Annotated in this window: 9 protein-coding genes and 1 tRNA gene; 1 reads left to right on the top strand and 9 read right to left on the bottom strand. The window is 69.7% G+C overall.

Annotation, left to right across the window (positions count from 1 at the left end; genetic code table 11):
• The 3 genes from IT306_02425 to IT306_02435 form a co-directional block, all read right to left on the bottom strand.
• The coding region (locus IT306_02425) for an acyl--CoA ligase (protein ID MCC7367248.1) at positions 1-466 on the bottom strand (466 nt) is incomplete at its 3' end.
• 37 nt (positions 467-503) lie between these two features.
• The gene (locus IT306_02430) at positions 504-1,463 is read right to left on the bottom strand and encodes a phosphatidate cytidylyltransferase (protein MCC7367249.1); all 960 of its coding nucleotides are present in this window, start codon (positions 1,461-1,463) and stop codon (positions 504-506) included.
• 39 nt (positions 1,464-1,502) lie between these two features.
• Positions 1,503-2,114 carry a CDP-alcohol phosphatidyltransferase family protein gene (locus IT306_02435; GenBank protein MCC7367250.1) on the bottom strand — a complete coding sequence of 204 codons (612 nt, stop codon included), beginning with the start codon at positions 2,112-2,114 and terminating at the stop codon, positions 1,503-1,505.
• A gap of 226 nt (positions 2,115-2,340) precedes the next feature.
• Here IT306_02435 and IT306_02440 point away from each other — a divergent pair, with 226 nt between their 5' ends.
• The gene (locus IT306_02440; GenBank protein MCC7367251.1) at positions 2,341-2,736 is read left to right on the top strand and encodes a hypothetical protein; all 396 of its coding nucleotides are present in this window, start codon (positions 2,341-2,343) and stop codon (positions 2,734-2,736) included.
• Positions 2,737-2,786: 50 nt separating this feature from the next.
• Here IT306_02440 and IT306_02445 read toward each other — a convergent pair whose 3' ends face one another.
• From IT306_02445 to IT306_02470, 6 genes are all read right to left on the bottom strand, one after another.
• Positions 2,787-3,002: a heavy-metal-associated domain-containing protein gene (locus IT306_02445; protein ID MCC7367252.1), complete on the bottom strand. Its 216-nt coding sequence runs from the start codon at positions 3,000-3,002 to the stop codon at positions 2,787-2,789.
• A gap of 99 nt (positions 3,003-3,101) precedes the next feature.
• A complete protein-coding gene (locus IT306_02450) occupies positions 3,102-6,593 on the bottom strand; it encodes a copper-translocating P-type ATPase (GenBank protein ID MCC7367253.1) in 3,492 nt (1,163 codons plus the stop codon).
• A gap of 4 nt (positions 6,594-6,597) precedes the next feature.
• The gene (locus IT306_02455; GenBank protein ID MCC7367254.1) at positions 6,598-6,861 is read right to left on the bottom strand and encodes a metal-sensitive transcriptional regulator; all 264 of its coding nucleotides are present in this window, start codon (positions 6,859-6,861) and stop codon (positions 6,598-6,600) included.
• Positions 6,862-7,400: 539 nt separating this feature from the next.
• Entirely contained in the window at positions 7,401-8,558 is a 1,158-nt protein-coding gene (locus IT306_02460; GenBank protein ID MCC7367255.1) for a hypothetical protein, read from the bottom strand.
• A gap of 175 nt (positions 8,559-8,733) precedes the next feature.
• Positions 8,734-10,830, bottom strand: coding sequence for a molybdopterin oxidoreductase family protein (locus tag IT306_02465; GenBank protein MCC7367256.1), 2,097 nt, complete (start codon positions 10,828-10,830; stop codon positions 8,734-8,736).
• A 425-nt stretch (positions 10,831-11,255) separates the two neighbouring features.
• Positions 11,256-11,332 (bottom strand) — tRNA-Ile (locus IT306_02470).
• Between the last annotated feature and the right edge of the window lie 263 nt (positions 11,333-11,595).

Raw genomic sequence — 11,595 nt, forward strand, 5'->3', positions numbered from 1 at the left:
GAGGGGGCTGGGGGGTGAGGGCCTTCTCCAGCCATCGGGGGGTGAGGGCCTTCTCCAGCCATCGGGGGATGAGGGCCTCTCCTGCGGCCAGGTCGCTCGGGCGGACGCTCGGCAGGCCGGGCACGGCGTCCGGCAGGTCGGTGACGATCAGCACCGGCTCGGTCTGCTCGCGGATGCGCGCCATCACGTCGGACGGCGTGCGCAGGTCGATGGGCACGAGCACGGCCCCGGCGGCCCAGGCTCCAAGCATGCTGAGCACGAGGTACGGTGAGTTCGGCGCCAGGATCATGACGCGGTCGCCGGGCTGGACTCCCCGCGCGCCCAGCCGCTCGGCGACGACCCGCATGCCGCGCAGCACGTCCTGGTAGCTCCAGACCTCGGTTCGCAGGCCGACGCGGATGCCCAGGGCCGGCCGGCGGCCGTAGCGGACGGCGACGTCCTCAATCAGCTCGGGGATGGTCTGCATGAGTGAATGGGGGCCTCTCTGATGGGGTGGATGACGCTCAGAGGAACGGCCGCGCCAGGTGGTAGATCAGCGGGATCGTCACGACGAGGCTGTCGGCGCGATCCAGCAGGCCACCGAATCCGGGCAGCCAGGCGCCAGCATCCTTCACGCCCAGCTCGCGCTTGATCAGCGATTCGAGCAGGTCGCCCCAGACGGCCCCGACCGCGATCACCACTGGCAGCAGGAGCGTCACCCAGAGCGGCAGCCCGGGCGGCAGGGCGAACGCCAGCAGCCACGTGCCGAGCGCCGCCCCGAGGATGTTCCCGATGACGCCTTCCCAGGTCTTGTTGGGGCTGATGATGGGCGACAATCGGTGCTTGCCGATCAGTTTGCCGACGGTGAACGCGCCCACGTCCGACAGCGCCGTCGCCAGCGCGATGACCAGCAGGATGCCCGGGCCGCCCGGCAGCCAGCGGTGGATCAGCACGAGGTGCCCGAGCAGCAGCGGCAGGTAGGCGAACCCGAAGGCCGCCAGCGCGAAGGTGCGGACGCCCGCCTTCACATCCTGGGTGAGCAGCGGCTGGAGCGTCCCGACGATCAGGAAGAGCGGCAGGTAGCCAAACAGGGCGTCCGGCGAGAGCAGGGCCAGCGGCAGCGCCAGCAGCCCCAGCACCAGCAGGACCGTCGCGTACAACGGGGGAAGCTGCACCAGCCGGGCGTACTCGCGGAGGCCCTGCCAGACGATCAGCGCGGTGAGCAGCAGCATCGTCAGGTGGCCGCCCAGGACCGCCAGCGAGAAGGCCGGCGCGATGACGGCCCAGACGGCCCAGCGCTGAAAGAGCGTTCGCTGTGGCAGCTCACGGAGATGGCGGCGCTCGACGAGCAGCAGCAGGAGCAGGCCGGCCCCCAGGATGCTCCCGAGGGTGATGGCTGTCGGCCAGAACAGCGGATCGGCCAGCGGGTTGGCGAGCAGGGCGGATGACGGGGGCGGCGTGGGCGATATGGGTTGCATCGGCATCGGTGGCATGGGCTGCATCGGTGGCATGGGCTGCATCGGCTAGCCAACCGCCTGGAGGTCGGCGTAGGTGGCCTGTGCGCGCCGTGCCAGCGTGATGAGACAGCCGACCAGCAGGATCACGAGCAGCCCGTTGTAGACCCACGTCAGCGGCAGCCAGAACCCGAGCGGCGTCCCGACGGCCAGCAGCACCATGCGGTCGGCCTTGCCCATCGGACCCATGTACTGCCGGCGGCCGCCGGCTGCCTTGCTGAGAATGGCGAGGTAGCTGGAGAGGAGCATCATGATGATGGCGCAGGCGCCCAGCACGAGGCTGCTGGGCGACGCCAGCGCCAACCCGCCGAGCAGGGCCACGTCCGCAACCCGATCCGACAGCTCGTTGAAGACCTCGCCCCAGGGACGGGCCAGCCCGGTGTTTCGGGCCACGAGGCCATCCAGGGCGTTGAGCGCCGTCCGCACGACGGCCACCACGGGAATGAGAGCCAGCAGCCAGAGCCGCTCTGGCGCGGCGTAGATCGCCAGGCCGCCGCCGACCGAGAGGGCCAGCGCCGCGCCGGTGATCCAGTCAGGATGGACGCGCCGTGCCACCAGCCAGCGCTCGATGCCACCCAGCGAGCGCTGAAATGCCGGCTTGAGGACGTAGATGCCGGCCATCGTGCCAGACCCTCCTCACAGCGGACGGCTGGCTCGCGCGAGTCCTCCGGCCGCCGTCCCTCACCTCATGATACTGACCGCGCCACCGCACTCACTGCGATTCTGGCCCGGAATCGGCCTGCGGAACGGAATGTGCTTCTGGGGACGGTTGAGCGGTCACGCTGCCGACACGGCGGACGGGGCCGTATCGCCGAGCCGTCATGGCTCGGCTGTTGGGAGGCAGATCGTGGCGAAGCGTATCGTGAATGACGCGTCGGTCGTGAACGTCGGGCCGATTGAGATGGTCCGCGAGGGCATGACGGTTGTGGACAGCGACGGCGAGAAGGTCGGCAAGGTCGAGTTCGTCAAGATGGGCGACCCCGGCGCCGCGACCGAGGCCGGCAACGAGCTGCAGGACACCGGGCTGATGGGCGACCTGGCAGAGGCGGTGGCCGGCGACGAGCGCGAGCCGGATGTGCCAGGGCCGATGCGTGCCCGCCTGTTGAGGACGGGTTACATCAAGGTGGACGGCGGCTTCTTCTTCGGCACAGACCGCTACGTCGAGCCCGAGCAGATCCTGCGTGTGCAGGAGGACACCGTCCACCTGCGGGCGCGCAAGGGGGAGCTGGTCAAGGAAGACTGAGCCGCGAGCGCGACGACGGCCCTCACCCGGGGGTGAGGGCCTTCTCTCTCCTAGCTTGCCGACTCGACCGGGTAGTCCTCCTCGGCCAGCACGTCCTTGAACTGCTCGACACCGGTGGCCGAGGCGTCGTAGTCCACGGTCACCTGCTTGCTCGGGATGTCCACGCGAACGCTGCTCACGCCAGTCAGTGGCGTGAGGGCCTCGGTGATCGTCTTCTCGCAGTGGTGGCACGAGATCGTCGGGACGCTGAGCACGGTGGTTGCCATCGGAACGGTCCTCCTGGGACGAGAGTCAGCCGAGAGACTCGGCTCGGTGGGGTGGATGCAGTACGGCGGCTGGAATGCAGCCCTGCTCGGTGGCAGGCCTCACGGTACGCGGACGACGAAGTCTGCCGTCATCACCTCGCCGTCGGCGTTCTTGAGCTGCGCCCAGAGCTTGTAGAGGCCGGGGGCCGGAAAGGTGTGATGCACGGCGATCTCTGGCCCGAAGCCCGACGTGGCTGGTGCGTGCGATGTTGCCGCGTGACTATCAGCAGCACCCGTCGTGTGACTGTCGGCAGCCGCGTGACCGTCGGCAGCGGCAGAAGTGCCGTCAGATGAGGGCAGCTCGCCATGGGCGTGCGTGAACTGGCTGCCGTCCGCCGAGAGCACCACGGCGTGGGCCGGCGCGCCCAGGTACGGCTGCAGGTTCTGGATCGGGCGGCCGGTCGTGCGGTTCTCCGCGCGCAGGGTGAGCGTCGTCTCCTGGCCGGCTCGAATGCGCTCCGTGCCCGACAGCGAGAGGCGGATCGCCCCGAACGTCTTCGGCGAAAGATCCTCGGCCAGGGTGGCGGCCGGCTGTCCAGCCGAGGCGGGCGCTGCGCCGCTCGCCGTTCCGACCCGCACCTCGCGGCGGTCCACGACCTGCGGGCCGCCGGTCCGCACAGCTTCCCCGAAGAGGAGGTAGTCGCCGGCCGCCGGGAACGTGACCGCCAGCCCGTACTGGCCGGCTGCGCCGGTCGGGGCCGGGTGGACATGCTGGAACTCGCGCAGGTCGCGGCTCACGGCGATCAGGTGGACGGGCCGTTCGTGGCTGTCCACGATGTCCGAGACGGGCTGTCCCGTGCCCTGGTCGAGGAACTGGTAGCCGATCTGCACCGGCTGGCCGGCCATGATGGCGCTCGGCAGCGCCACGTCTACCCGCGTCCCGCTGGTCTGGCCCGCCGGCCGCCCGCTCTGTGCCGTGCGTGCGCCCGTGGCGCCTGTACCGGCATCGCCAGCAGCCGCGCCAGTGCTGGGCGGCATGGCGGCGTGGCTCTCGCTGCTGGTGGGCGCGTCCATCGGCTGGGCGAACGCCAGTGCCAGCGCGCCAACCCCGAGCGCGACCAGCGCGATCACCACGAGGTAGGCGTACTCGCGGACACGCTCGCCGAAGGGCGGATGCAAGATCGCCTCAGCAGTGGCCGGCCGGCGGAAGCCGCGCAGGCGCAGGGCGTTGGTGACCACGCTGACGCTGCTCATCGCCATGGCGGCGGCGGCCAGGGCAGGATCGAGCAGCACCCGGAACAGGGGGTAGAGCGCGCCCATCGCCACCGGCACCAGCAGGACGTTGTAGGCGAACGCCCAGAACAGCCCCTGCTTGATGGCGCTGACCGTCTTGCGCGAGAGGGCGATGGCGGTCACGATGGCGCGCGGATCGCCGCCGATCAGCGTGATGTCCGAGGCGGCCATCGCCACGTCGGCGCCGGTCCCGATGGCGATGCCGAGATCGGCCTGGGCGAGCGCTGGCGCATCGTTGATGCCGTCGCCGACCATCGCCACGGTGCGGCCTTCGGCCTGCAGCCGGCGTACCTGATCGGCCTTGTCGGCGGGCAGGACGTCGGCCATGATCCGCTCGATGCCGACCTCACGCCCGATGGCCTCGGCGGTGGCGCGGTTGTCGCCGGTCACCATCCAGACATCCAGCCCCAGGGCCTTGAGCTGCGCGACGGCCTCAGGTGACTCTGGCCGTAGTGTGTCGGCCACGGCGATCAGCCCGGCGGCCCGGCCGTCCGTGGCAACGTACATCGGGGTCGCCCCGCGCCCGGCCGCCGTTGCGGCTTGCTGGTCAAGCATGCTCGGGTCGATGCCGGCATCGGCCAGCAGTGCGCGGTTGCCGACGAGCACGGGCACGCCCTCCACCGTGCCGTGCACGCCGCGCCCGGTGATGGACGCGAACGCCTGAACGGCCGGCAGCTGGAGTCCCTGCGACCGCGCCCGCTCGACGATGGCCGAGCCGAGCGGATGCTCCGACGCGACTTCCACCGCCGCTGCCAGCCTCAGAAGGCGGTCAGCGTCGTGGTCGTCCGTCACGATGTCCACGACGGACGGCTTGCCGCGCGTCAGCGTGCCGGTCTTGTCGAGGACGATCGCGTCGATCTTCCGGGCCTGCTCCAGGGCCTCGCCACCCCGGATCAGGATGCCATGCTCGGCGGCCTTGCCGGTCCCGACCATGATGGCCGTCGGCGTCGCCAGCCCGAGCGCGCAGGGGCAGGCGATGATCAGCACGGCGATGGTGGTGGTCAGGGCGCTGGTCAGGTTGCCGGTCAGCAGCAGCCAGCCGGCGAAGTTGAGGACGGCCAGGACCAGCACGGCCGGCACGAAGTAGCCCGAGATCGTGTCTGCGAGCCGCTGGATCGGCGCTTTCGAGCCCTGCGCGTCCTCCACCAGCCGCACGATCTGCGCGAGCGTGGTGTCCCGACCGACCTTTGTCGCCTCGAACAGGAAGCCGCCGGTCGTGTTCAGGGTCGCGCCGATCACGGCGTCGCCTGGGCCCTTGTCGATGGGCAGGCTCTCGCCGGTCAGCATGCTCTCGTCGAGGGCGGAGCGGCCCTCACGGATCACGCCGTCGACGGGTACTTTCTCGCCGGGGCGTACTCGCACGAGGTCGCTTACGCGGACCTGCTCGATGGGAATGTCCTGCTCCTGGCCGTCGCGGACGACACGCGCCGTCTTCGCCTGAAGCCCCATCAGGGCTTTGATGGCCGCGCCCGTCTGCTTCTTGGCACGGGCCTCCAGCCAGCGGCCCATCAGGATCAGCGCGATGATGATGACCGCTGACTCGTAGTACAGGTGGAACGGGAAGCCCCAGCGCTGGGCGAGGCTCGGCCAGAGGGTCACGAACGCGCTGTAGCCGTAGGCGACACTGGTCCCCACGGTCACCAGCGTGTTCATGTTGGTGCTGCCATGCTTCCCGGCCGCCCAGGCGGCGCGGTAGAAGCCAGCCCCGGCCCACGCCTGCACGACGGTCGCGGCGATCAGCAGGACCGGCGCGATGAGCAGGTGGTCGAGGTTGAGCGGCAGGTACATCAACGCCATCATCGCGAGGCCGACGACGAGGCTGACCAGCGACTTGCGCTTCAGATCGTCGATCTCGTGCTGGCGGGCCAGCTCGTGGCGGTCTGGCGCAGCGACCTTGCCCGGCGCCCCACGATCCGAAGCCGCGCGGGGGAGCGCCGATGCAGAGGGGACCAGAGTTGGGGATGCTGGTTCGGACAGGACTGGAGCCGGCGCGGGCGCGTCCAGCTCGCCGACGCCGTAGCCGGCCTTCTCGACGGCCGCCACAAGGTCTGGGAAGCCCACGAGGCTCGGATCGAAGACGACGTGGGCCTTCTCGGTGGCGAGGTTGACGCTGATGTCCTGGACGCCCTCCACCTTGCCGACGCGCTTCTCAATGCGGTGCACGCACGAGGCGCAGGTCATGCCGGTGACGGGGAAGGTGACCTCGGTTGTGGTGGCGGCCGGGGGTGCGCCGGGCGCGGAGGCGGTGGGCACGGAGGCCGCGCCCAGCGTGGCGGCTGATGTCTGCTGTTCAGGGCTGGTGGTCAGGTTCGTGGCCATGGCTTCACCGCCGTGACAGATCGAAGAGCTCGCCAAGCTCGTCGATGATCTGCTGGTCGCGGCCGTCTTTGAAGCCTTCGCGGACGCAGCCGTTGAGATGGCCCGTCAGCAAGAGCCCTTCGAGCTTGTCGATGGCGCGCTTGACGGCGTAGGTCTGCTTGAGCACGTCAACGCAGTACTGGTCTTCCTCGACCATTTTGCGGATGCCCTTGAGGTGGCCCTCGATGTAGGCCAGCCGCTTGAGAACCTCTGGCTTGGATGCTTGCATGGTGGTGTATCCCCACCCCCTGGGAGGGGGTCTGTGGGAACTCTACACCCCGGGGCGTGTTCCCGTCAATGGCCCGGCTCGTGTCGTCGTGTCTGACACTGGGGAGGCCAGATGCGGTGGCATGGCGGCGCTGCATCGTGGCGGCGGCTGAAACATCCCGGGGCCAGACACCCCCAGGCGCGATACCCCCAGGCGCGACGCCCACGGGCCCAGGGCGATTGCACGTTGAGCGGGTCGCGCAGCGCCGTCGGGGCTTGAAAGCCCCGCCTACCATCCTGCAGTCGCTTCGCGACGCTCCGGTCTCACCTGTCGCCGCTGCTCCCGGCGTCCGTCGCGCAGCGACGGAGTGAGTGTAGGCGGGGGTTTCAACCCCCGACTGCGCGCTTCACGGCGTTGCGGGAACATCAACGAACGTGCGATCGCCCTGCCACGGGCCAGGCACAAAGACGGGGCGTGTCGGCTGACACGCCCCGTCGATCTGACAGCTGATGTGTGGTCCGGTGTGGGCCGAGCGTGCCGGCCCGCACCGGTGCGCGATTCTAGCTCGACGCCCCCTCAGGAGCCGTCTCGGCAGACGCTTCCTCTGCCTGAGCCTCGGCGACCGGCGCCTCGGCAACAGGTGCCTCAGCGACCGGCGCCTCGGCGACCGGCACCTGAGCGGCCGGTGCCTCAGCAACAGGTGCCTCAGCAACAGGTGCCTCGGCGACCGGCGCCTCAGCAACAGGTGCCTCGGCGACCGGAGCCTCGGCGGCCGGTGCTGGCGCTGCCGTCGCCTGGGCGGGTGCTGGCCGCGCGGCTGGCGCACCAGGAGCCCCAGCCGGACGCGGGCGCGGCCGGCGGAAGAGCTGACGCACGGCGTTGCCGACCTTGGCTGCCTCGATGCTGTTGGCCAGCTTGACGGCGTCGAGCACGCGTCCGATCTCCGGCAGCGCACCCGTCTCGACGGTCAGATCCGCCAGGAACTTGTCGAACGCCTCAGGCGTGGCCTCCGCGCCGCTGTGCTGCGCGATGAGGGCCAGCAGCTCCTCGCGCTGGCCGGCCTCACGCCGTCGGCGCTCGGCCTGCTGCTGCGCGCGGAGATCCGGGCTCATGCCGGGGCCGGCAGGACCGCCGGGACCGGCGGGTCGCTGGCCACGGTCGCCCATTGGCGGGCCGCCGGGGCCAGCCGGACGCGGACCACGATCCCCGAACTGCGGGCGTGGGCCAGCCGGCCGGTCGCCGAATGGCGGGCGCGGGCCAGCCGGCCGGTCGCCGAACGGCGGGCGCGGGCCACCCGGACCGCCGCTGAACGGCGGGCGCGGAGCCGGGCCGGGCATCGGCATGCCCTCGAGGGCGGCTCGCTCGCCACCGCGCTCGGGCCGCCGGAAGCGCTCGCCGCCGCCAGCCGGACCGCGTCCGCGATCGCCACCGCCGCGCTCACCACCACCACCGCTACGACCGCCACGGCCAGCTGGTGGTCCGCCACGGTTGGCACGGGCACGGAACGGCATGTCCGCGCCGCCGCGCCGGTCGTCGTCGTACATGCCGCCACGGCCGCCACGCTGGCGCCGTCCGCCACCTTCGCCGTACGAGTCCGGGCCCATCTCGACGACCACGGCCGGCCCGTCATCCTCGACAGGCGCCGTCGTCGGTGCGATTCCCAGCTGTTGGAGATCGGCGAACTTCTCCAGCAGCGCTTCCTTCAGGCTCTTAGCCATCCCTTCTCCTATGTACTGCTCACGAGCGGCGCCCGGCTGATGTCTCGGGGTGCTCGTGCTACTGCGTGACTACCAGTTGTCGTGTGGTTGCTTCGTCCAGTGACCATGCGTTGTCTCCTCTCTCAAGGCCCACGCGTGGCTTCGGGCAGGGGGTGGGTGTGCGCTCGTCTGACGGTCATGGGGGACCGCCCGAGAGCTGTCCGGCTGAGAGCAAGCTGACCTCAACCAGGTTTGAGAAGAACGTTGCGCCGCCGCCCATGTCGGCCAGCCGTTGCGGCGTCGTCGCGTTGACGCCTCGTCCTCCTGCTGAATGCCGTCCCCACCACAGCCCACGGCTCACCACGACTCCTGGCCGCACGTCATCGGTCAGGGACGCTTCAAGCTGGACATCGCCCCGCTCGTTGAACACCCGCACGGATGCACCATCGACGATGCTTCGACTGCGGGCATCGTCGGGGTGGATCTCCAGGCGAGGCCGCTCTTCCGAGCGGATGTTGGAAGGCATATTGGCGTACGTTGAGTTCAAGAAGAAGTGATTCGGGGGGGTGATGAAGAGGAGTGGATACGCTCCGTCTGGCGGCTGCTCGCCGTCGCCCCCCTCAGTCAACGGTGTATGCGTCGGTAAGGGGTCGTGTCCGGATGCGGCCATCTTCGCGGAGAAGAACTCGATCTTACCTGACGGTGTAGGAAACTGCCCATCCGCGTAGGCCGGATGGGGCGTCTCGACGGCCAGCCGGACTGGACCCTCAGCCTTGAGACGGTCCAGCGTGATGCCGTCGAGGAACGGGTTGGCCGGGTTGTCGAGGGCCTGCTCGATCATGGTCTCGGCGTCGTCTTGGAAGCAGGCGTCCTCGAAGCCGAGCCGCCGTGCGAGCAACGAGAAGAACTCGACGTTCGACTTCGCCTCGCCGAGCGGCGCGATGACCGGCTGTGCGAGGTTCAGGTAGAGGTGCCAGAAGCTGGAATACAGGTCTGTCTGCTCGAAGTGCGTCGTGGCGGGCAGAAGGATGTCGGCGTACCGAGCGGTATCCGTCAGCAACTGCTCGTGGACGACGGTGAAGAGATCCTCGCGCTCAAACCCCGCGAGGACCCTGGTCTGATCTGGCGCAACGACCGCCGGATTGGCATTGTAGACGACGATGGCCTTGACCGGTGGGTCGGCCAGCTCGGTCAGGGCGCTGCCGAGCTGGTTCATGTTGATGGTACGCGGCTGCCGGCCGCCAAGAAGCTCCGGTCGGAACAGGGCGGCGTCGTTCATCGTGGCATACCCGGCGTTGCTCTTCATCGCCCCGCCGCCCACGTCCCGCCACGCGCCAACGAGGCCGGGCAGACACGCGATGGCCCGAACCGCCATCCCGCCGTTGTCGTGGTGCTGCAATCCATTCCCGATCCGGATGAACGCGGGGCGGGTGGTGGCGTATTCCCGGGCGAGCGTCTCGATGGTCTCGGCCGGCACCTCGGTGATGCGCGCCACGCGGTCTGGAGCGTACTCCTGGACGCGCTCCACCAGGCCCTCGAAGCCGAGCGTGCTCGCCCGGACGTAGGCGGCGTCGTAGAGGTCGTCGCGGATGATGACGTGCATCATCCCTAATGCCAGCGCAGCATCCGTGCCGGGCCGCACCTGCACGAAGCGGTCGGCGAAGGCGGTGGTGCGGTTGCGTTGCACGTCGATCTGGACGAACGTGCCGCCTGCACGCTGGGCCTGGCGCACGTAGGTCATCTGGTGCATGTTGACCGACGCGAGGTTGCTGCCCCAGGCGATGATGTAGCGGGCCCGTGCCGTGGTCTCCGGGTCGGTGCCGCGCTTCGCGCCGATGGTGAAATCGTACCCCGCGTTGCCGGCCGCCGAGCAGATGGCCCGGTCCAGCTGGCTTGCGCCGAGCCTGTGGAAGAGCCGCCGATCCATGCTGCCGATGCTGGTGATACCCATGTTGCCGGCGAAGCTGTAGGGGAGGATCGCTTCTGGGCCGTGCGCCGCGATGATGCCCTGGAACCGCTCGGCGATGGCGTCAAGCGCCTCGTCCCAGGTGATCCGCTCGAACCGGCCCGCGCCCTTCGGCCCGACGCGCCGCTGTGGGTAGAGGACGCGATCGGGGCTGTAGACGCGCTCGACATAGCGTGCGGCCTTGCCGCAGATGGCGCCCCGTGTCACGGGGTGCTGGGGATCGCCAGACACACGAACAATTTGACCCTCACGGACCCAGGCCAGCATGCCGCAAGCATCTGGACAGTCGTGCGGGCAGACGGAACGGTGGACGGTCAACTCGCTCATCGAGAAGGGGGAACCCTACCCAGTCCCAAACCCGCTGTGGCGACCGTAGCCTTAGACGCCCAGCAGCGCATGGACGCCCATGCCGCGGTGTGCGATGCGCCAGGGTGGCGCTCAGTACGCGCTACGGCCAAACGCGAAACGCGCGCATTATAGCGCAAACGACACGGAGTCCGTCCACCGCCCACGCGCAAGGCGCAAAATGAGCGGTCGTGATGCCGAGGGACCGCCGGCAGCCCAGGCAGCACACGCGCACCCTCAGGAAGGGAGGCGATGCCCACGCAGGATGTGGACGGCGACGATGGGGGCCGCCGAGCTGGAGCGGGTATGAGGTTCTCCCACCAGGCAGCGCCGCGATGTCGAGGCGCGCACGCACGGGAATGGTGTTGGGATGTCGCTCAGACAGCGGCGCCGGGCCGCTGATGCGATGGTGGGCCAGCCTGGAATCGAACCGGGGACCTCAGTCTTATCAGGACTGCGCTCTAACCGACTGAGCTACTGGCCCGAGGGAAGGGAGCGGGGAGCGAGCGGAGGAGACGACGGAGCGGGGGTGTGCTGGGGGGAGGATAGCAGAACGTCCACCCCTCGCGACGGAGGAGTGGACGCGGTCAGCGTGAGCACGCTGGCAAGCGAAGAGTGGCGGGGAACACGACGGATGTGGGACGGTCACCCAGCACGACTGGCCAACGGCCTGGAATGCAGGTCGGCAGCGCTGCTCCCGAGAGAGCAGCACCCGGGACGGGTGCACGCTGCTGGGGGTGACCGATC

This window comes from Chloroflexota bacterium (genome assembly GCA_020850535.1).
GTDB lineage: Bacteria > Chloroflexota > UBA6077 > UBA6077 > JACCZL01 > JADZEM01.

What these genes read in the sequence shown, in the direction of transcription:
- IT306_02455 (MCC7367254.1), bottom strand. Translation starts at nt 6,861, where the DNA reads ATGCAAGCATCCAAGCCAGAGGTTCTCAAGCGGCTGGCCTACATCGAG.
- IT306_02435 (MCC7367250.1), bottom strand. Translation starts at nt 2,114, where the DNA reads ATGGCCGGCATCTACGTCCTCAAGCCGGCATTTCAGCGCTCGCTGGGT.
- IT306_02465 (MCC7367256.1), bottom strand. Translation starts at nt 10,830, where the DNA reads ATGAGCGAGTTGACCGTCCACCGTTCCGTCTGCCCGCACGACTGTCCA.
- IT306_02445 (MCC7367252.1), bottom strand. Translation starts at nt 3,002, where the DNA reads ATGGCAACCACCGTGCTCAGCGTCCCGACGATCTCGTGCCACCACTGC.
- IT306_02430 (MCC7367249.1), bottom strand. Translation starts at nt 1,463, where the DNA reads ATGCCGATGCAACCCATATCGCCCACGCCGCCCCCGTCATCCGCCCTG.
- IT306_02450 (MCC7367253.1), bottom strand. Translation starts at nt 6,593, where the DNA reads ATGGCCACGAACCTGACCACCAGCCCTGAACAGCAGACATCAGCCGCC.
- IT306_02460 (MCC7367255.1), bottom strand. Translation starts at nt 8,558, where the DNA reads ATGGCTAAGAGCCTGAAGGAAGCGCTGCTGGAGAAGTTCGCCGATCTC.